Source organism: Rouxiella sp. WC2420, assembly GCF_041200025.1.
In the GTDB taxonomy this organism is placed as follows: Bacteria; Pseudomonadota; Gammaproteobacteria; order Enterobacterales; family Enterobacteriaceae; genus Rouxiella.
In genome coordinates, this window is the sequence record NZ_CP165628.1 from 1,112,636 (window position 1) to 1,133,686 (window position 21,051).

18 protein-coding genes are annotated in these 21,051 nt (G+C 50.2%); 7 read left to right on the forward strand and 11 right to left on the reverse strand.

From position 1 onward, the window contains the following. The first annotated feature begins 111 nt into the window (after positions 1-111). A complete protein-coding gene (locus AB3G37_RS05270; RefSeq protein ID WP_009637588.1) occupies positions 112-948 on the forward strand; it encodes a MurR/RpiR family transcriptional regulator in 837 nt (278 codons plus the stop codon). Here AB3G37_RS05270 and AB3G37_RS05275 read toward each other — a convergent pair. From AB3G37_RS05275 to AB3G37_RS05300, 6 genes are all read right to left on the reverse strand, one after another. Continuing rightward, on the reverse strand, positions 938-1,738 hold the full coding sequence (locus tag AB3G37_RS05275) for a TIM barrel protein (protein ID WP_369789929.1): 801 nt from the start codon (positions 1,736-1,738) through the stop codon (positions 938-940). The two genes, AB3G37_RS05270 and AB3G37_RS05275, sit on opposite strands and share 11 nt — an antisense overlap. Before the next feature lie 80 nt (positions 1,739-1,818). Next, the gene (iolB, locus tag AB3G37_RS05280; protein WP_009637586.1) at positions 1,819-2,640 is read right to left on the reverse strand and encodes a 5-deoxy-glucuronate isomerase; all 822 of its coding nucleotides are present in this window, start codon (positions 2,638-2,640) and stop codon (positions 1,819-1,821) included. A gap of 20 nt (positions 2,641-2,660) precedes the next feature. Continuing rightward, on the reverse strand, positions 2,661-4,166 hold the full coding sequence (locus AB3G37_RS05285; protein WP_009637585.1) for a CoA-acylating methylmalonate-semialdehyde dehydrogenase: 1,506 nt from the start codon (positions 4,164-4,166) through the stop codon (positions 2,661-2,663). A 324-nt stretch (positions 4,167-4,490) separates the two neighbouring features. Further along, the gene (locus tag AB3G37_RS05290) at positions 4,491-5,717 is read right to left on the reverse strand and encodes an MFS transporter (protein ID WP_369789930.1); all 1,227 of its coding nucleotides are present in this window, start codon (positions 5,715-5,717) and stop codon (positions 4,491-4,493) included. 124 nt (positions 5,718-5,841) lie between these two features. Further along, positions 5,842-7,767 carry a 5-dehydro-2-deoxygluconokinase gene (gene iolC, locus AB3G37_RS05295; protein ID WP_369789931.1) on the reverse strand — a complete coding sequence of 642 codons (1,926 nt, stop codon included), beginning with the start codon at positions 7,765-7,767 and terminating at the stop codon, positions 5,842-5,844. 552 nt (positions 7,768-8,319) lie between these two features. Continuing rightward, complete coding sequence (locus AB3G37_RS05300) at positions 8,320-9,783, reverse strand: sugar porter family MFS transporter (RefSeq protein ID WP_369789932.1); 1,464 nt, start codon at positions 9,781-9,783, stop codon at positions 8,320-8,322. 385 nt (positions 9,784-10,168) lie between these two features. Between AB3G37_RS05300 and AB3G37_RS05305 the strand changes: the two genes are divergently transcribed. The 3 genes from AB3G37_RS05305 to AB3G37_RS05315 all read left to right on the forward strand — a co-directional run bounded on the left by AB3G37_RS05305 (position 10,169) and on the right by AB3G37_RS05315 (position 13,185). Next, the gene (locus tag AB3G37_RS05305) at positions 10,169-11,200 is read left to right on the forward strand and encodes an alpha/beta hydrolase (RefSeq protein WP_369789933.1); all 1,032 of its coding nucleotides are present in this window, start codon (positions 10,169-10,171) and stop codon (positions 11,198-11,200) included. A gap of 418 nt (positions 11,201-11,618) precedes the next feature. Further along, positions 11,619-12,536: a bestrophin family protein gene (locus tag AB3G37_RS05310; RefSeq protein ID WP_369789934.1), complete on the forward strand. Its 918-nt coding sequence runs from the start codon at positions 11,619-11,621 to the stop codon at positions 12,534-12,536. Between the two features lie 214 nt (positions 12,537-12,750). Beyond that, positions 12,751-13,185, forward strand: coding sequence for an OsmC family protein (locus AB3G37_RS05315; RefSeq protein ID WP_009637579.1), 435 nt, complete (start codon positions 12,751-12,753; stop codon positions 13,183-13,185). A 51-nt stretch (positions 13,186-13,236) separates the two neighbouring features. On the opposite strand, the gene AB3G37_RS05320 is transcribed toward AB3G37_RS05315, so the two are convergent. Together AB3G37_RS05320 and AB3G37_RS05325 are read right to left on the reverse strand one after the other, a co-directional pair. After that, positions 13,237-13,701, reverse strand: coding sequence for a thiol-disulfide oxidoreductase DCC family protein (locus tag AB3G37_RS05320; protein ID WP_369789935.1), 465 nt, complete (start codon positions 13,699-13,701; stop codon positions 13,237-13,239). Then, positions 13,701-15,182, reverse strand: coding sequence for an EmmdR/YeeO family multidrug/toxin efflux MATE transporter (locus tag AB3G37_RS05325; protein WP_192807954.1), 1,482 nt, complete (start codon positions 15,180-15,182; stop codon positions 13,701-13,703). The genes AB3G37_RS05320 and AB3G37_RS05325 overlap by 1 nt, the downstream gene beginning before the upstream one ends. A 269-nt stretch (positions 15,183-15,451) precedes the next feature. Between AB3G37_RS05325 and AB3G37_RS05330 the strand changes: the two genes are divergently transcribed. Beyond that, the gene (locus tag AB3G37_RS05330; RefSeq protein WP_369789936.1) at positions 15,452-15,931 is read left to right on the forward strand and encodes a carboxymuconolactone decarboxylase family protein; all 480 of its coding nucleotides are present in this window, start codon (positions 15,452-15,454) and stop codon (positions 15,929-15,931) included. Positions 15,932-15,935: 4 nt separating this feature from the next. Here the strand turns inward: AB3G37_RS05330 and AB3G37_RS05335 are convergent, their stop codons facing one another. Then, positions 15,936-17,351 carry a PLP-dependent aminotransferase family protein gene (locus AB3G37_RS05335; protein ID WP_369789937.1) on the reverse strand — a complete coding sequence of 472 codons (1,416 nt, stop codon included), beginning with the start codon at positions 17,349-17,351 and terminating at the stop codon, positions 15,936-15,938. After that, on the reverse strand, positions 17,348-18,235 hold the full coding sequence (locus AB3G37_RS05340) for a LysR family transcriptional regulator (RefSeq protein ID WP_369789938.1): 888 nt from the start codon (positions 18,233-18,235) through the stop codon (positions 17,348-17,350). The genes AB3G37_RS05335 and AB3G37_RS05340 overlap by 4 nt, the downstream gene beginning before the upstream one ends. A gap of 138 nt (positions 18,236-18,373) precedes the next feature. Here AB3G37_RS05340 and AB3G37_RS05345 point away from each other — a divergent pair, with 138 nt between their 5' ends. Beyond that, on the forward strand, positions 18,374-19,561 hold the full coding sequence (locus AB3G37_RS05345) for a serine hydrolase domain-containing protein (RefSeq protein WP_369790896.1): 1,188 nt from the start codon (positions 18,374-18,376) through the stop codon (positions 19,559-19,561). Beyond that, positions 19,558-20,769 carry an MFS transporter gene (locus tag AB3G37_RS05350; protein ID WP_369789939.1) on the forward strand — a complete coding sequence of 404 codons (1,212 nt, stop codon included), beginning with the start codon at positions 19,558-19,560 and terminating at the stop codon, positions 20,767-20,769. The genes AB3G37_RS05345 and AB3G37_RS05350 overlap by 4 nt, the downstream gene beginning before the upstream one ends. Here AB3G37_RS05350 and AB3G37_RS05355 read toward each other — a convergent pair. Beyond that, positions 20,751-20,999, reverse strand: coding sequence for a hypothetical protein (locus tag AB3G37_RS05355; RefSeq protein ID WP_369789940.1), 249 nt, complete (start codon positions 20,997-20,999; stop codon positions 20,751-20,753). The two genes, AB3G37_RS05350 and AB3G37_RS05355, sit on opposite strands and share 19 nt — an antisense overlap. Between the last annotated feature and the right edge of the window lie 52 nt (positions 21,000-21,051).

Sequence of the window (21,051 nt, forward strand, 5' to 3'; positions counted from 1 at the left end):
TGAACTGGTATGTTCATAAAATGGGATCCTGCCCGGAGTCTATGAATGAAATATTTTGTTCATTTTGGTAGACTTAACTATTCTTCATGATGTCCTAGAGGGCGAATTCCCGTGTCAAAACATACAACTCAATTGTCTATTTTACAGGAAGACATTCGCACCCGTTATGACAGCTTGAGCAAGCGTCTTAAACAGGTTGCACGCTATATACTTGATAATAGTAACAGCGTGGCATTTGATACGGTGGCATCCATAGCGCAGCGTGCAGATGTTCCTCCTTCAACGCTAATCCGTTTTGCCAGCGCTTTTGGTTTCAGCGGTTTCAATGAAATGAAACAGGTATTCCGTCAGCATCTGATGGAAGAAACCGTGAGTTATACAGAAAGGGCGCGGCTATTTAGAAAATCCTCTGTGGATGAAGGCACAGCTGCGCCGGAAAAGCCTGATGAAGTACTGAATATGTTTTCGATGGTTAACGCACAGGCTCTACAGCAGCTGCCGACGCATATCAGCGCTGAACAACTGGACGAAGCGATTGCTCTGCTTTCACAGGCCGATAACATCTATATCATTGGCTTACGTCGTTCATTCAGCGTCGCCAGCTATCTGACCTATGCTTTACGCCATCTTGAGCGTCGCGCCTTTCTAATCGATGGGTTGGGCGGAATGTTCTCGGAGCAGTTGAGCATGGTGAGTCCAAAAGACGTGGTGATCGCCATCAGTTACTCGCCGTATGCCAGCGAGGCGATGGAATTAGTTCAGCTTGGTGCACGTCGCGGTGCTCGTCAGATTGCCATTACCGACAGCCAGGTCAGCCCGCTTGCCGCCTTTAGCGATGTCTGTTTTGTGGTGCGTGAGGCCCAGCTCGACGGTTTCCGTTCTCAGGTGGCCTCAATGTGTCTGGCGCAAACTATCGCAGTATCATTGGCGATGAAAACTACAGTCTGACTGCAAACGCCTGCTGGAAGCGTTCAATCGCCACACTGGAATCCCCGGATGCCCAGGCTTCCATACCGACCACCCCGCGATACCCCGTTTCATACAGGGCGTGCGCGATTGCTGGATAGTTAATTTCTCCCGTCCCTGGTTCCTTCCTTCCAGGGACGTCGGCCACCTGAATCTCGCCGATAAAATGGGCAGACTCGCGGATCAGCTCAATCAAATTCCCTTCACCAATTTGCGCATGATACAGATCCAGATTCATCTTCAACCAAGGGCTGTTGACTGCCGAGATTAGCGTTAACGTGTCGCGCGCTTTGGCGAAAGGCGTAGCGGGGTGGTCAACCAGCGTATTGAGGTTTTCAAGCAAGAATACTTTTTGATGGCGCTCGCCGAGTTTGGCAATCGCGCACAGGGTCTGATAGGCCTTGATCCACATTGCCCCCGTGACTTCTGTCACCGGCTTAACCGGTAAGCCTTGGCTGTCTAGACCGGTGCCGTGCAGGTTCAGGCTTGGACAGTTCAAACGTTGGGCGATTTCTATCGAGATTTCGGCGGTTTCCAAAAGTTTTTCAATTTGGTCATCATCGAGAAGATTGCCGCTGATATAGCCGGTCATTGATGTAAAACGTGCCCCGGTGGCCGCCAGCGCATCGATGTCTTTTTGGGTCCAGTCCCAAATCTCGACTGCGAATCCGGCCTCATGAATTCGTTTTACGCGTTCAACAAATGGCAGGTCCAGAAACACCATTTCGGCACAAACGGCAAGCTGGAAAGGGGAATTAGCGCGGCTAGACATAATTTTTCCTCCACTGAAATCTTAAAAAGCAGCCTGCAGGCTGCTTTTGTGTTTAAGCGATATGGGTAATTTTTGGAAAGCTATTCTTTATTGCGCGGATAAGCGTCGGTATTGACCCAGGCATGGTCTTTCTCCCAGGTAAACTGCCATTTGCGCTCGGGACCAGCCATTACATTAAGATAATAATTATCGTAACCGGCAATGGTCGCTACCGGATGGTAGCCGCGAGGCACTTGCACCACGTCACGATCGTAAGGCGCCATGCATTCGTCCAGACTGCGATCGTCGGTATAAACCCGATGTAAAGCAAAGCCTTGCGGCGGATCGAAACGGTGGTAGTAGGTCTCTTCGAGATAGGTTTCTTTCCCCGCCACCGGCGTATCGTGTTTATGGCTCGGGTAAGAACTGCTGTCGCCTTCATCGGTGTAAACCTCGACTACCAGCAGGCTATCGGCAGGTTTGTCGTCAGGCAGAATATTGTGCACCAGGCGTTTATTGCGACCCTTGCCACGATGCTCAACCCCAACGTCTTTCGGTGCGATCAGGCGTGGAGGCAGGTCGCCAAAGCCTGGTGCACTGCACACTGCCAGCTCTAACGCCGACTCGGCCTTAACTTCAGACTGAGTATTGTGCGGCACATAAACCGACCAGGCTGGAATACGCTCGAACGGGCTCATACGTTCGCCAATATGCTCAAAGGTTTCTGTGGGGGTGACCACGCTTGCCCGGCCCGATACCAGTACCAGGCAGCGTTCTTTATCATCCGCAGGCAGAGTCAGGGACTGGCCTTCTTTGAGCTGATAAACGTCAAAACCCACGTACTTCCAGCCCGCAGTTTCTGGCGTAATATGCTGAATACGACCGTCTTGTGACGGCGCGTGCTTACTGAGCAAGCGGGACATAATCCTCTCCTTGTAAGTGTTTAACCCAACGTCGGCATACTGAACTCCGCCACGGTTTGCTGACCGCTCGGCCAACGGGTGGTAACCGTTTTCATACGAGTATAAAAGCGAACGCCGTCTGGACCATGCACGTTAAGCGCACCAAATACGGAACGTTTCCATCCACCGAACGAGTGGAAGGCAACCGGCACCGGAACTGGAATGTTTACTCCAACCATCCCGGCTTCAACGTTTTGCACAAACTCGCGGGCATAGTGGCCATTGGTCGTGAAAATCGCGCTACCGTTGCCAAATTCGTGGCCGTTAACTGTGCGTAATGCAGACTCGAAATCCTTTTCACGCACGATGCCGAGAACGGGTCCGAAAATCTCTTCACGATAAATTTTCATATCGGTGGTGACGTTATCGAACAGCGTACCGCCGACGTAAAATCCTTCAGGATGGCCATCGACTTTATAGTTACGACCATCGATAACCAGTTTTGCACCTTCGGATACGCCATGATCAATATAGCCGAGGACTTTGGTCTGGTGAGCCTTGGAGATAACCGGGCCCATTTCATTTTCTTCTTTACCGCGCAGGTTTCCCGGACCGATACGCAGCGCGTTAACCAGCGGCGTCAGTTTGGCAATCAGCTTGTCAGCGGTGTCATCACCTACGGCAACCACGATTGGCAGCGCCATGCAGCGTTCACCGGCAGAACCGAATGCACCGCCCATGATTGCCTGCACAGTAGCGTCGAGGTCAGCATCCGGCATGACGATAGCGTGGTTTTTCGCTGCCCCAAAGGCCTGCACGCGTTTACCGTGGGCGCTGGCGGTAGCATAAATATGTTGAGCGACGCCGGATGAGCCGACGAAGCTTACTCCCTGAATGCGTTCATCAGTGGTAAGCAGGCTGGCAGCGTCGTTGCCGCAGTGCACCACGTTGAATACGCCGTCTGGCAGTCCCGCCTCTTTCAGTAATTCTGCCAAACGAATAGAGGCAGAAGGTGCCGGGGCCGGGGGTTTGAGAATAAAGGTGTTTCCGCAGGCCAATGCCACCGGGAACATCCACATTGGCACCATCGCCGGGAAATTAAATGGAGTAATTCCCGCAACAACACCCAGCGGCTGCATTACCGAGTAGCTGTCTACGCCGCCGCCGACATTGTTTGAGAACTCGCCTTTCAGCAGTTCTGGAATACCGCAGGCAAACTCGACCACTTCCAGACCACGGGTCAACTCACCCAGCGCATCGGAAAATACTTTACCGTGTTCACTGACAATCAGCTCAGCCAGCTCGTCGCGGTTTTTTTCGATCAATGCCTTGAATTCAAAAAGGATGCGCGCACGGCGCAGTGGCGGAGTGTTGGACCATGCCGGGAAAGCGTTGTGTGCATGTTCAATCGCCTTCAACACTTCTTGCTCTGTGCTCTGTGTCACCTGGCGGATGACCTGACCGGTAGCCGGATTCGTTACCGGCAAAGTTTCTTTACTGCTGCTCGTAGTGCGCTGGCCGTTTATGAAATTCGCGATTATTTCCATCTTCTCTACCTTACCTCAGGACCGTGATGAATTTGCAGGACCCTCTAAGGGCCGCCCGACTAAAATAACCTTATTACTTTGAACTAAATGTTTCAAATTAAATTTAATGGAATTTATGTTTCTGTGATCGATGGCAGAGTTTTGGGTTGGAAAGGAACAATTATTTTGTTCTTGAACGATTAAGGTTTTTATATAATAAGTTGATTTATATAATTTAATTTTTCCCAAGGGCGCGTGGGGAGATATCAGGTGTGGAGGCCAGTCCTGAGAAAATCTTCATGACTGGCATAACCTTATATATTTCATTTTATCGGTATAAAAAGTTCATTTCGCTGTTTTTTTATGCCGCTGGTGGCAAGTGGCGTAATTTGACTGGTTTTTACCTCGCTGCAATCCGATTTTTACCAATAGCATACCGACAAAGGCACAGCCTGCGGCCAGGAAGAACACGCTGCGATAACCGGCAAAGCTCGATAAAATTCCTGCCAGAGGCCCGGTAACGCCATAGGCTAAATCCTGAAACGCTGAATAACCTCCGAGCGCCGTGCCTCTGGCTTCTGGTGGAACGCGACGCACAACTTCGACGCCGAGCGACGGGAAGATAAGCGAGCAACCACAGCCGGTCAGTGCTGCACCGGCTAGCGCCATTAATGGGTTAACCGCCAGACAAATCAGCAATAATCCGGCGCATTCTACTAATAGCGAATATTGTGCAACTTTGATGCCACCAAATTTATCTGGCAGATTACCTAGCATCAGTCGCACCGCGATAAATGCGGCACCAAAGGCGGTCAGCGCGAATCCGGCATACGACCAGCCAAACTGGTTGAAATACAGGGTGATAAAAACACTGAGCACCGAGAATCCGATACCCTGCAGCATCAGGCCCAACCCCGGTCGCCAGATGCGAACCCAGATAGTACTCAGCGGCTGGCGTTTACCAGCATGGGCTTCAACCGCAGGCACGCCGCGATCGACCAAAAGTGCAATCAGCGGTAATAGCAGCATCAGACCGGCAGTGGTGGCCATCCCCTGAGAGCGGTATAGCGCCAGTCCGAGCGGTGCGCCGACAGCCATCGCCCCGTAGGTCGCCATGCCGTTCCAGGACATCACCTTGCCCGCCAATCCCTCGCCCGCAAGGCCCATACCCCAGGTCAAGTTTCCAGTGAGCAGCAGGCTCTCGCCAACACCCAGTAAAATTCGCCCAATAATCAACAGGCTGAAGGCCAGATAAACCGAATCGGATGGCATCAACGCGGCAGCCAGAGTGGCGACACCGGATGCTGCACAGCATGCCATGCCAGAAAGTGCGGTACGACGCGCGCCGTGATTATCCGCCAGGCGACCTGCTGTACTGCGAGTCAGTAAGGTAGTAATAAATTGTGCACCAATGGCGATACCGACCAATACGTCGCTGAGGCCCAACTGCTGGTGGACATAAAGAGGCAGAATGCCGAGCGGCAGCCCGATGGCAAGATAGGCAATAAACATCGCGATGCTAATGCGTAATAAAAGGCGTTGTGGGTGTTGCTCCTGAATTAAAATACTCATCGGCGATACCGTAATGGTTAATGAATTAAAAAAGCCTGAAAGGTAATTATAGAAAGTGTGATGTAAAACACATAAAAAAGCAGGCCTGAATCCTTAAGGAATCAGGCCTGCCTGGCGTTACGGCTTAGCGCTTGCTGGCAGGACGGTAGGTGCGCCAGTAGTTTATCAAGGTCAAATAGCGCTGCTTAACATCATTGATAAGCTGTTGATCGTTAAGCTTGTTGGCCAGCCACTGGCGAGATGATTCGCCAAAGATGGTGCGTCCAACGGCAAAGCCTTTGACCCACGGAATATCAGCTGCGGCGGCAAAGCCGGTTTTCAATGTTTCTTCCGGCGCATCAAGGCCAAGAATCAATATTCCGCGACACTGTGGATCGTTGTTATCAATCAACTGGCTAATGGCTTTCCAGCTCTCGACGCCTTGAGCCGGGAGCTTCCACCAATCCGGCTGAATGCCCAACGAGTAAAAACGTTCAACGATTTGCGCGTAATATTTTTCATCCTGATCAGGATTGTCGGCTGGCAAAATGATTTCCAGCAGCAGCTCGTGACCGGTTTTGCAGCATCCCTGATAAACCTCCAGCGCCAGCGCCTCCTGCTCTTCTCGTAGCGCCGCGCTGTCTTGCGGATGATAGAAAATCAGGCATTTCACTACGTGTTCCAGCGGCCAGTCGATCAGCTGTGAGCCGATGTTGCCGTGTTCAAGACGCAGCGGGCGCGAGCTTGGTAGCTCAATCGGACGACCAATCCACCAGCCTTCGCCGGTTATTGCGTTCAACGCATTCTGGCCAAAAGTGGTATCGGCAAGAATACCGCTGTTATTGTGCAAACCGGCCTCGCTCGCAGCCTGGCGAGCACCTTCCAGCAGCAGCAGTTTCAAACGCGGGATCTCGTTGATATTAGCCCCCACTTCCTGCGCCATATCCACGAGCTGTTTGCGGTGATCGAAGGCAAAAATGCACAACTCCGGCCATTGCTGCTTGCGCGTGGTCACGCGGTGCAGGTGATTCAGACGAGCATCTTTATCAGGCTGGGGTACTGATTTGTCACGCAGCAGATAATCATCCAGCTCCAGTTTGGTCGGCATTGCAGGCGCGCAGCCGTGACGTGATACCACCAGAGCGCCGCAGGCGTTGGCGTAGCGGCATGCCTGCTCCCACCCTTCGTCATTCAAGTAACCACGCAGCAAGCCTGACATAAAGGCATCGCCTGCGCCGAGTACGTTAAGCACTTCGACGCGGACGCCAGTTTGCAGTTTGATATCATCCCAGGAAGAGGGGATCTGCTTTTCAAACACTGAGCAGCCCAGCGCGCCGCGTTTACAAACCAGCGTGGCGTCAGTCAATTCACGTACACGTTTCAGAGCCGTAAGGGTGTCGGTGCTGCCGCCGGCAATATGAAATTCTTCTTCCGTGCCGACGATCAGGTCGAAATGATGCAGCACTTCCTGAATTTCACTAGTTACCTTTTCGGATGAAACAAATCGAGTTTCGCCGTCGCCAAGTGAGGTCAGGCCCCACAGTACCGGACGATAGTCAATATCCAGCGCGCGGCGCAGGCCGTGTTTCTTTGCATAATTCAGCGCAGTCAATACCGCCTGGCGAGTGTGCGGATGAGACAAGTGAGTCCCGGTGATGGCCAGCGCCCTTGATGAGGCGATGTAGTCTTCACTGATATCATCGGGAGTCAGCGCCATGTCAGCACAGTTATCGCGATAGAAAATCAGTGGGAAAGTATCCTGATCTTTAATTCCCAACAGCACCAGACCAGTAAGACGATCTTTATCGGTGATGAGGTAATCCGTGTTCACGCCTACGCGGATTAATTCTTCGCGCAGGAAACGGCCCATATGTTCGTCGCCGACGCGAGCCAGCATCCCGGAGCGCAGCCCCTGAATTGCCGTGCCGTATGCCACATTGCCTGATGATCCACCCAGGTATTTGGCAAAAGTGCCGACGTCTTCCAGACGTGCGCCAATTTGCTGACCGTAGAGATCGACGGCAATACGTCCCAAACAGATAACGTCCAGTTTCTTTTGTGTGTTGTTCATTGATCCTATCCTCAACCCATGCTGATTGGCCTTTAGATTATATTAAGGATTAATTATTTCATTTTCAATAAAAATGAAATTTTATAATGCACTATTTTTATGATTTGGCTCACAAAATAGCAATTTCAAGTGAGGGGTAAAACAGGTTTATGTTTTTAATTTATTGAAAGTAAATGACTTTGTCTGTTTTTGTGATGCAGTATGCAAAATGAAACGAAATTTTCTTTTTTGGTTTTTAGTTTTCATTTTTTAGCACAAACCCAGATCTCTGTTTGAACTTCTCTATGCTGCTAATTAGCATCGACCTTTTTCCTGCCGCTGTCAGCAGCGAGCTGGAGTTTGTCAGTCATTTTGAGGGTAGACTGCTGCAATTCGCAGCCTGGGGAGTTGGTGCCGTTAGATATCAGTCGTAAATCCATAAGGGCAAACCTAAACTCTTGTCGCCGATTGGCTACTGAAAATTTTAATCGTGCGTCTACTCAAAGCCGCCAGTAAAAAAGCCTGAATTCTGATTAAAGAATTCAGGCTTTTAAGTAAAAACCGCCGCGGAAGTTATTTAATGCCGTCGCCAAGATTGCTGATAATTTTAGCGTTTATAGGCTGAACGTCTTCTTCAATATCGCGGCCATAGAATTTTCTCAGCGCAATAGCTTCGATTCTTTCCAAAGGAACGTTGGCAGTTTCTGGAACGAAGCGATAGGTAAAGAAAAACATAATTAGTGAGAAACCTGAGAACAGCAGCAATGGGAAGCCGCCGTGGAAGACTTCTTGCAAGTAAGGGTTGCTGTTCATGATTGGGAAGGTAGTGCTCACCCCAAAGTTGGCAACTGAAAGCGAACACACTGAAATACCCACGCAAATCGAGCGAATTTCCATTGGGAATATTTCACCCAGCACAGTCCAGATAACCTGGCCCCAGGTGATGCCAAACAGGAACATAAAGGCAAACAGGCCCAGTACGGAATAGACGCCAGGGAAGCGCAGATAAAAAGCGCCAAACGAATAGGCCAGGCAAATTGTTGATGCCAGCGCACCCCACAGCAGCAGCTTACGGCGACCGACTTTATCCAGCAAGCCCATGCCCACGACCACCCCGAGGAACTGTGCGAAGGCCAGAACAAAGGCCATAAACATGGCTGTGTTGTTGTCAGTAGTGATGTTTTTCATCAACGTTGGACCAAAATACTGGATGACATTAACACCGCTAAGTTGGTTACCAATAGCTAAGCCAATCCCGATAATCAGCAGTGGAATAGTTTTTTTATTCAGTCTCAACTTGCCTTTTATGTTGGCAGGGTCAACTTTGATATTTTCCTTTATTTCGCCGTAAACCGTTTTGGCGTGCTCAGGGTTGGATATTTTACCCAGTGTCGCCATAGCTTCTTTATCGCGGCCTTTAAACACGCTCCAACGTGGAGATTCAGGAATAAAAGCGATAAACACCAGCAGCGCAGCGCAGGGAACCAGTGCCGAAGAAAGGATATAACGCCAGCCGGTATCAACTAACACTTCTGAAGTCATGGACTTACTGATAAAGAAGTTGGTCAGCATCACCACACTTTGACCCCCTACGCAGCAGATAGAGTAGAGCGCAGTGGTTCTTCCTCGGTATTTTGAAGGAGAAAGTTCAGCCAGATAGATTGGTGAAATAACACAGGCTAAACCAATTGCGAATCCACCCACCAATCTAAACAGAATAAAGGCGGTAAAGTTGTGTGCCAGCGCCGTCCCGATAATCGACACAGCAAAAACCACTGCGGTAACAGCCAAAGAGCGTTTTCTACCAAAGTGATCGCAAATCTTTGGCGCAATAAGGCAGCCAACCAGGCTTGATACCATGATGCAGGACACGGCCCAGCCGGTTTCTGCTGGAGTTAACTGGAAGTAAGTACTTAACGGTTCAATAGCCCCTGAAATGATTGAACTGTCGTACCCCATCAGCAGGCCACCAAAGGCGGCGACGGTACAACAGAGCATCAGGTAAACCAGGTTGTAATGAGTTTTGTTTGTAGCCATTTTACCCTCCCTTTTCACCCCCGATTTACTCAGCGGGGGATGAAAGGTTTCTGTCAGATTGATGAGATGTTCTATTAAAATTATTTTTGAAATAAAAATTCGCAAATGAATATTAGTGAATGATCCATTTCATTAATGTGAGGGAGGCTACAAAATGCCAAAGAGACGTAAAATTATAATTAACAATTTAACTTGTTGTTAATAAATGATTTTATTTTTACTGATGTGATTTGCATGCTGAATTTTGTGACGAGCTCGTGATTTCTGTTTTTTAAAAATATCAAAAAAGCTATGTTGGCAGCAGCCATCATTGCACTGAAAATGACTATTCGAAAATCCATTTTTTTAGAAAAATTCAGGCAACATTTTAGACAGGAAGCTAAAAATGAACACCTACTCATTGGTTGATCCAGAGTTGCAGCCGTTGTTAAAGAATTATGTCGATTTTAAGCTGGAATATTCAGCTTTGCTGGCCCTGCGCGAACAGCGTCAGGCTGCCGCACTTGGCGCTATGGAGTTAAACGATGGTTTAAAGCTGTCGGTAACAGAAAAGCTTATCTCTGGATTACCAGGCGAGCCGGAGGTCAGATTATTGATTATTGCACCGCCAGCAGACAGCAAATTACGCATGGGAATCCTGCATCTCCACGGCGGTGGCTACATTTTTGGCAGCCCGGAGCAGTCACTTTCACTGACCCGCAGCACCGCCGCCGAGCAAGATTGTGTCGTTATTTCAGTGGATTATCGTCTTGCACCCGAGTCACCTTTCCCGGCAGCGCTTAGCGATAGCTACGCAGCATTGATTTGGATGAGTGAGCATGCTGGCGAGCTTGGGATTAGCCGACAGCATATAGGCGTGATGGGTGACAGCGCTGGGGCAGGGCTGGCCGCCGCACTTGCGTTGTATGTGCGTGATCGTGGCGGACCTGCGTTGGCTTTTCAGAACCTGATGTTTCCGATGCTTGATGATCGAACTGTGCTCGAAACTGATCCAAATCCAGTTACCGGGGAATTTGTCTGGACTCGCGAAGCCAATAACTATGCCTGGAATGCCTATTTGACGGGAGAGCGGCTGCCGCAGTTTCACACCGAACAGGCTTGGGCTAAAACAGAATCTGCAAGATTAAAACATTCAAAGAATGCTGCTGGTGGAGAAAACGTTTCAATTTATGCTGCACCGTCCAGATCCACTGAACTAAGCGGGCTGCCGCCTGCATGGCTAAGCGTCGGGACCATAGATTTATTTTTTGATGAAAATATGGAGTATGCACGGCGATTGGCGCGTGATGGCGTGGCGTTGGAGCTAAACGTCTATCCAGGAGCTTTTCACGGTTTCAGCGGTTCATCCGACGCTGAAATCGCCCGGCGTGCAAGGGCAGATCGACAACGTTCATTGAGCAGTTTCAAACCGAGATAATGCTTATCAGGAAAACTCTTGCAGTAGTGAGTTTTTACAATAATAAGCGGCATAAAAGAGTGTTTTTAAGCCGCTAGAAGTTTATTAATGCGTAGGTGGCATAACCCACGGCTGACCAAAATATCAGCGTTAAAAATAATATGCCAAGCCACACGTTACCTCTGAAACTGATTTTCATAGTTTTCTTAACTTATTGAAGTGTAATTAATAAGCAAGAATTTTACTGCCGTTTACCTACTGCTGCATTACCTAGAGGCTTAAATTAAGATTGTGATAATGAAATTCATAAATCATAAGCACAAAGTGGATTTCTGAATTAGGCCTTAATGTCATGCTTAATGGTCTTAAATGTCTGATTGATATCGGACAATTAAATCTGTTATAACGAAAACTTAATCCTCTTAACATCAGCCACTTTATGATTGTCAGACCCCATCAGCATTGGTTTAGAAGGCTTTTTGACTGGCACGGCTCTGTGCTTTCTGAAATCTTGTTCCGTCTTAGCCTTAATCTGGGCATGTCTATCATCGCGATTGTTTGCTTTCAGTGGTATGAGGAACTTGGTGTCAAGTTAACGCTGGCACCGTTTAGCCTGCTCGGAGTGGCAATCGCTATCTTTCTGGGTTTTCGTAACAGTGTAAGTTATGCACGTTTTACCGAAGCGCGAGTGCTGTGGGGCACGTTGCTGATAGTCAACCGCTCGCTGCTGCGGCAGGTGAAAAGCATTTTTCCGCAACGCCCGGATTTGGCTCGCGAGTTTGCTGCGCTATTGATGGCGTTTACCTATTCCCTCAAGCACCACCTGCGCGGCACTTCAATGCGTGAAGATTTGGCACGCTTGCTGCCGGGACATAATCTGTCGAAGCTGGAAAACAGCGCGTCGCCGTGTAATCAAATTGTGTTATTGATTGGTGAATTGCTGGGTGAAAAACGTCAGGCGGGGGAGGTTTCGGATATTCTATTTCATAGTATCGATGAGAATATTAATAAACTAGCCGCGGTGCAGGCGGGCTGCGAGCGTATTTCTAATACGCCAATTCCTTTTGCCTATAGCCTGATTGTTCATCGCACGGTTTATCTGTTTTGCACGCTACTGCCTTTCGCGCTGGTACCTGATTTACATTACATGACGCCTTTAGTGTCGGTATTTATTTCCTATACCTTTATCTCCCTCGATGCATTGGCTGAAGAACTGGAAGATCCGTTTGGAACCGCGCCTAACGATCTGCCTTTAAACGCAATTTGCAATGCGATTGAAATCAATCTCAGAGAAATGAATAACGAATCGCCGCTACCGCAAAAATTATTGCCGGACAAACAGTTTCAGCTTAAATGATAATGATTATTAATCGTAAAAGTGCTTTCGTGAGATTAATCCTAAATGCTAAGATGCTTTCAAACCCCCTTATACAGAGCTAACGCCGTTCATAGCGAGTGCCGGAGATAAGCGCCGGAAGGGGGAATTCCTACGATCTACGACTGTACCTGCCTTTCTCTCTGCCAATCAGCGTCTATACTTATGGCTGTGTTAAACAAGACCAGAGGAAATTATGGCGACTATTCATAAGTATGGACAGGCTCATTGGGAAGGCGATATCAAGAAAGGCAAAGGTACCATCACAACAGAAAGTGGTGCCTTGAAAGAACAGCCTTATGGTTTCAACACCCGTTTTGAGGGAAAAGTCGGCTCAAATCCTGAAGAGTTGATTGGTGCGGCACATGCTGCCTGTTTCTCAATGGCATTGTCGTTGATTCTTGGGGAAGAAGGATTTACTCCAGAAGGGATTGATACCAAGGCAACGGTTTCGCTGGATAAAGTTGACGGTGGTTTTGCCATCACGGCCATCAAGCTAGATAGCTCGGTTAAACTCCCAGGTATTGCGGCAGACAAGTTTGACACTCTGATTAAAAAGGCAAAAGAAGGTTGCCCAGTGTCGAAGCTGCTAAAAGCGGAAATTACTCTTGAGTACAAACTTCATAACTAACTTGTTATTTATATAAAAGTTATAAATGACTGAGTGCTGGCCACTGAGTAATCAGTGGTCTCTACTTTCTTCCCCCGTTTCATCATCCCTGATAAACCGCCTGTCGTGATCCGCCTGCTGATGTTTCACGCTGTCATAACGACCAAACAGCCTATAGCGATTTAAAGCAATCAAGTTATAAGCCGAATCTCTGAGTGGCAGTGGAAAATAGCGCAGCACAGCCAATGCTCGCCACGGCCAAGGTAGCAATGACATCACGCGGATGATTGCTTCAGAACGTTTATATATTTGCCCATTATCGATTAACACGATGGTATTAATTTTTTCCGGGGACAGTCCCGCCCATATTGACAGCGCTTTCCCAGCCACATTTTGAACCGCAGCCAAACGTACTGTGTGTTTTTTATCGTGGCGTATCAGGAAATTAACCCAGCCGTTGCATAAACGGCATACTCCATCGTAAATCACCGCACGTTCACCAGAGAGAATAAACGGCGGACGATCGTTGTTGGCCATTAGTTCTGCACCGAAAGCTGCTCTTCTTCTTTGGCTATTGTTTTTTCAGGTCGTGGATATTTCCACAGCCAACGTCCGCTGGCCATGCGCCAATAGAAGAATGCGCCTCGCACGATCCAGTCGAGGAACATTCCCAGCCAGACACCGACCACGCCAAAGCCTAGCACCACGCCCATGGTATAACCCGCGACGATACGGCACCCCCACATTCCCAGCATTGACACCCACATGGTGAAACGCGCATCGCGAGCGCCTTTCAAGCCAGCAGGCAATACCCACGAGGCAGCCCAGAAGGGGATAAAAGCGGCATTGAGCCAGACCAGGATTTTTACCACATGGATAACGTCTTCTTCGCGTGTGTAAAACGAAGCCAGTAGTCCCGCCAATGGCACTGACAATAATGCCAGCGTACAAATGCCGATGGCCGATAGCCAATAAACGTGGCGCAGCTGAAATTCAGATTGACCAATTTCGCCCTTACCTAAACGGGTGCCGACAATAATAGTTGCCGAAGATCCCAGAGCGTTGCCCGGCAAGTTGATTAAAGAGGCGATAGAAAAAGCGATAAAGTTACCGGCGATTACGTTGGTGCCCATTCCGGCGACAAACACCTGAGTTAGCAGCTTTCCGCCGTTAAACAGCACAGATTCGATGCTGGCGGGTACGCCGATGCCAAGAACCTCCATCAGGATACTGGTATTAATACGGGTAAAATAACTTTTTAAGGAAATTTTCAGAGCGGGATTAAAGCCGATAGCCAATACAAAGATGACCGCTGCCGCGCCGATATAGCGTGAAATCGTTAAACCAAGGCCAGCACCGATAAAGCCCAACCCTTTCCAGGAAAAACAGCCATAGATCAGCACGGTAGTAATCACAATATTGAGGATATTCATCCCGCCATTGATCAGCATCGGAATTTTGGTATTACCGGCCCCGCGCAATGCGCCACAGCCAATCAAGGCAATTGCCGCCGCCGGATAACTCCATACCGAGACTCGCAAATAGCTCAGTGCTAGCACTTTTACTTCAGGTGCTGCACTCCCGGCAATCATATTGATAATATCTTGGCCAAAGAATTCGATAATTAAAGCCAGCAGCACCGCGAATAAAGTCATGATAATAAGCGACTGGCGCGCGGCGTCACGGGCACGCTCGTGATTGAGCTTGCCGAGGCTGAAAGCAACCACCACCGTGGTGCCGAGATCGATAGCGGCGAAGAACGAAATTACCACCATATTAAAGCTGTCTGCCAGACCGACTCCGGCCATGGCTTCTTTACCTAACCAACTGACAAGAAAGGTACTTAATACCCCCATCAGCAGTACGCAGGCATTCTCGAAGAAGATAGGCACTGCCAGCGGCGTAATTTCACGCCAGAACAATGTCCGATAGGAACGCCGTTTTGGGTACCAGGGAGTACGCTTGATAGCGTTGAGCACAGAGGCTCTGAGGTTTTGCAAAATAATTCCAGCTTTAATAAAAGTGAATTTCACTAAATAAGCATGATTAAAGAATAACAATTATGCAAAGTCTTTTTGTGCCAGATTTAAAAAATTAAACCGTTATTTCAAAACTGATTAATTTGCTAGCCAGATAGATAAAAGTCGCCTAATCATGGACTAGTTGAAAATGCATTTCTTGGCGCTTTCTGACTAGGCCAAGTTTCGAGATGATAGTGGCATCAGGTATTGCGGAGGATTGCCCGCGATACCCATCGACTCTCATTATCACCATAACAGGATCGACTATGACTCAGCGTGTGGACTACTATAAACTTTCTTCGGATCTCACTAAAAAGTATCTCGATTTCAGCCAAACGGTGGGTAAAAATCCTCTGGCTAAAGAATTCAAACAGTTGGTGGACATTCGCGCATCACAGATCAACGGCTGTGCGTTTTGTCTTGATATGCATGTCAAAGAGGCGAAAATCGGCGGCGAGCGAGAGTTACGCCTGCATCACATTGCTATCTGGCATGAGTCACCGCTGTTTACTCCGCGTGAAAAAGCGGCGCTTTTATGGACTGAAGCCCTGACCACGCTGGCGCCTAAGGGGGTTTCGAATGAGATTTATGACCATGTTCGCACTCACCTTTCTGAACAGGAAATCTCTGACCTGAGTTTCCTGATTGTGGCGATTAATGGCTGGAACCGTATTAGCATCGCATTTCGCACCGAGCCTGGCTCGGCGGATGCGGCCTATGGCCTGGATAAAGCGGGCCTTAACTAATGATTCACAGCAGGCTGAGGATACGCTCGCCGATCTCTTCAGCCTGCTGCGCTGTTTGAATATTGGTAAAACTAATCAGCAACCCTTTTTCGCCCTCGGAGCAGCTGCTCCAGCTCGACAGGGCATGGGTGTAAAGCCCGTGGTCGCGCATCCGTGCGGCCACTTCAGCATCATTGTGTTGGCCGCGCAGCCTGAGCACCAGATGCATACCTCCCGGCTGTGGGTCGATCAGTACGTGCTGGCCAAGCACCTTGGTGAGTCCCGCTGCCGCCATCTCACGTCTTTCGGCATAAAGCTTGCGCATGCGGTGAATGTGGCGCGAAAAATGCCCCTCCTGCATAAAAGCGCTGACAATAGCCTGAGTCATTTCAGCCATACCCTCAAAAAATCCGATCGAAGCCTGCTCAAAACGGGAAATCTGTTGTTGTGGAACGACGAGATAACCCAGGCGGATCCCCGGAAAAAGTACTTTACTGAAGGTGCCGCAATATAAAACCCGACCTTCGTTATCGAGACTTTTCAATGCAGGCAGCGGGCGGCTGACATAGCGATACTCACCGTCATAATCGTCTTCAATTATCCATGCCTGTTGAGCTGTGGCCCACTCCAGCAGGGCCTGCCGACGCGGCAGGGAAAGCGTGACACACAGCGGGCTTTGATGAGCCGGAGTGACAATTGCCGCGCGTGCGTCAAGCGCCAGTTGTATCCCCTTCACCACCTCGATTCCTTCAGCGTCTACGGGGATGGGGACCTGCTTTAACTGAGCGTTATGCAGCAGTTCGCGGGTCAATGGAAAACCGGGGTCTTCAACCCAGACGCGATCGTCGCGCTGCAACAGGGTATGAATAATCAGCTGTAAAGTTCCACGATATCCTGAGGTTATAAACACCTGTTCGCCGGTACAGGGGATGCCGCGCGACATATGCAGATAAGCTGCAATCGCATTGCGCAGCTCGGGGAGGCCGAAAAGACTCGGATATTTCATATCGCCTGGCTGCATGGCTCGCAGATAGCGGGCGCCAAGCCTGGCCCAGATTTTACGCGGAAAGGCATCCAGCGCGGGAAGCCCCATCTGTAGCGGCATAATCTGAGTCGGGTGCATGCCGTGTGAATTTTTTGGCTCGATTGAAGACACTTGCCGTGGCGCAGGCTGGGCTTGCAGGCCTTGGGCGATGCGGGTTCCCGCCTGGCCACGGGATTGTATATAACCTTCTGCCGCCAGCAGTGAGTAAGCGGCCTCAATGGTGCCTCGAGCCAATCCCAGCTCTTTTGCCAGCTGACGCGCCGAGGGCAGGCGATCCTCAGGCTTGAGCATGCCCTCGGCAATAAGGGTTCTGACCCGGTGATAAATCTGCTGATAAAAAGGCTGTTCACTGCCGCTGTCGAGGATGAGCAATGTCGAATGTGGGCTGCTGTTCATGGTCGACTCCGGGCAAAGGTATGTTCACAGAGAAAATCGATAAATACCCGCAGCCTTGGGGTCATATAGCCGCCAGAGGGCCAAAGAATATTAAACGATGCGCTATGGGAGACAAAATCCGGCAAGATTTTTTGCAGCCTCCCGAGTTCCAGCGCATCGCGAACCGCGAATTCTGGCAGGCAGCTGATGCCACAGCCTTGTTGAGTAAAATAAACTTGTGCTTCCAAATTATTGCAGACCATCGACAGTGGAAGATTAACCGGCAGCGCGCCAACAAGCGGCCAGGGTTCGATTTTTCCGCTACGGCTAAACCGGTAATGCAAACAGCTGTGATTAGCCAGCTCATCAGGATTTCCCGGAATGCCGCGTTCGGATAAATATTCCGGCGAGGCGACCATAAATTTAGTGTAATCCCCCAGCTTACGCAGGTTGAGTCTTGAATCAGTCATCTCGCCTGTGCGGATCACTGCATCAAAACCTTCTTCTATCACATCGACTATTTTGTCGGTGAAGTTTAGCTCTAGCTCGACCTGCGGGTAATGTCGCATAAATTCGCTTAACACCGGCTGCATCAGGGAGCCGACCATCGGCAGGCTGATGCGCAAACGCCCCTGCGGAAACTGCGCGGCCAGACTGAGTTCCTGCTCGGCCGCTTCAAACTCGGCGAGTATTCTTCTGCTGCGTTCAAGAAACAGCGAACCCTCGGCTGTCAGCGTAAGGCTGCGGGTGCTGCGATGAAACAGGCGAACACTGAGTCGATTTTCCAGTCGAGAAATGCTTTTGCCGATTGCCGAAGCTGAAACGCCCAGCACGCCGCCGGCTGCAACAAAGCTGCCGGTTTCGGCCACTTGAACAAAGACATTGAGATTGCTGAGGCTATCCATTATTGATCTCCGATTACGGACATAAACGTCCGTAGATAAGAGAAATTTACCCCACTTTTTCCGCAACCACTAGCGGTCTATCTTTGACTCATCTTTTATTGTTAGCGGGAAAAAATCATGTCGAGCGATTCCTTGGAAATGATTCAAAATAAAATGCCGTCATTTACAGAAACTTCATTTGCCGCCGTGGATGCCGTCATCGATCAGGCGTTGCGTGACAAACGGCTGGTAGGGGCGGTGGTAATGGTAGCCCATCAAGGGAAAACGCTTTATCAAAACGCGGCCGGATTGGCCGACAGAGAGCTGGCGCAGCCTATGGCGCAAGATACGCTTTTTCGCCTTGCCTCTGTCTCCAAGCCGATTGTTTCTGCCGCGGCGATGGCGTTGGTTCATCAAGGGCGTTTAAAGCTGGATCAGCCGATTGTCTCATTGCTGCCTGATTTTCGTCCCCGATTGGCAAACGGAGAGCCGGCGACGATCACTATTCGCCAACTGTTGAGCCACACTGCCGGGCTGGGTTATCGATTTTTGGAAAAGGATGCGCAGGGGCCTTACGCGCGAGCTGGCGTATCGGACGGTATGGACGACGCCGCGCACTCTCTGGCTGAAAATCTGCGCCGTCTGGCGACCGTTCCTTTGTTGTACACTCCCGGAACTTCATGGGGTTACTCGTTGGCTGTCGATGTGTTGGGCGCGGTGATCGAGCAGGTCTGTGAGCAGCGATTGGACCTGGCAGTAAAATCCCTGATTACCGATCCGCTGAAAATGCACGATAGCGGATTTTACACCGACCAGGCACAGCGACTGGCGACGCCTTATGTCAATGACGTGCCGCAGCCGCATATTTTGGCAGAAAATGAATGCGTTGCGCCGTTTGAGGACACCGCTGGCATCTATTTTTCGCCGCAACGAGCGTTCAACTCCCAGGCTTTTCCTTCTGCCGGAGCCGGCATGGTGGGCAGTGCCGCAGATCTGCTGCGATTTTTAGAAACGCTGCGTCAGGGCGGCGGCGGGCTGATTTCAGCCGATCTCATTCAAGAGATGGGGCGCGACCAAACTTCGGCAGCGGAGTTGCCCGATGCGCCGGGTTACGGTTTTGGACTGGGCTTTTCAGTACTGCGTGATCCGCTGGCGGCGGCGTCTCCAGAGTCTGAAGGCACTTGGCGCTGGGGTGGGGCTTACGGGCATTCCTGGTTTGTAGACCGCAAACGTGAGCTTAGCGTGGTAGCGATGACCAATACGCTGTATGAGGGAATGTCCGGTGCGTTTGTCACTGAGCTGCGCGATGCGGTGTATGCCAGTATTAATGCGAAGTCTGCATCATGATGGCCGAGAATAAGTTACCGGTTGCCGGTTTGTTGGCGCTGGCAATGGCAGGATTTATTGCCATTATGACCGAAACTGTGCCCGCCGGGCTGCTGTCGCAAATCAGCCAAGATCTGGGTGTGTCATCCTCGATGGCCGGGCAATTAGTCACCGCTTATGCGTTAGGATCGTTGCTGGCCGCCATTCCACTGACTCTAGCTACTCGCGGATGGATGAGGCGCAAGGCGCTGCTAACCTCAGTAATTGGTTTTTTTCTGTTTAATACGTTAAGTACTTTCTCTAAAGATTACACTCTCACGCTGGTGGCCCGCTTTTTTGCCGGAGCAGCGGCGGGGCTTGCCTGGGGATTAATTGCCGGTTACGCGCGCCGCATGGTGGTGCCTGAGCTTCAGGGGCGAGCGATGACGCTGGCGATGATTGGCACGCCCGTTGCGCTGGCTCTGGGCGTGCCAATCGGTACCTGGTTTGGAGCGCTGGTAGGTTGGCGTAGCGTGTTCGGTATTATGTCGGCACTGACTTTAATGTTGATTATCTGGATTTTGTTAAAAGTGCCTAATTTCCCGGGCGAAGCGCGCCAGAAATCGCTTTCTCTTTATCAGGTTTGGCGATTGCCGGGAATTAGACCGATATTGTGGGTGATTTTTGCCTGGGTTGCCGCCCATAATATTCTCTACACCTATATAGTGCCCTTCCTGGCGACTTATGGGCTGCAAATGCAGGCCGATCGGGTATTGCTGATCTTTGGCGTGAGCGCGCTGCTGGGGATAGCGCTTACGGGATGGCTGGTTGACCGCTGGCTGCGCAGAACCGTATTGGCGAGCCTGCTGCTGTTCGCCCTGATTACATTGGCTTTTGCCGTTTTCACCACCTCAGCCAGCGTGCTTTATAGTGGAGTGTTTATCTGGGGCCTGACGTTTGGTGGCGCAGCTACATTATTGCAAACCGCCTCGGCCGACGCGGCTGGAGATAGCACCGACGTGGCACAATCCATGGTAGTGGTAGCATGGAATCTGGCGATTGCCGCAGGCGGAATTATCGGCGGCGTGTTGTTGCAAAATCGCGGCGCTGTCTCTTTCCCGTGGGCAATGTTGTTGCTGCTATTGGCGGGTCTGCTGGTGGTCTTGATGGCGAGGGAAAGGGGGTTCAAGTCGGGACCTCGCCATGCGGAAACTATCGATGAGTCTAAAGATTATTCATGCTCTGAATGATAGGAAAGATGCTTTGTCCGACTGGTCGCTGCCTGGCGGCTGGTCGAAACTTTCGTCGCTTTGTTGGGATCGCCGACTACGAATTCCAGCGTCGGCGAGTAGTAAAACGGCAGCCAGCCGCCGTAGCCATTTTCCCATTCCCAACGGACTGGACAAGGCCACAGAATATCTTGGTACATGATGTAGTAGGTCCAACGTCCGTGCGGACGGCGTGGTTTACTTGCGCTCATAGGTCCGGCAATAATTAAGGTAAAGGATAATATAAACCTGCCTATTTTCTCT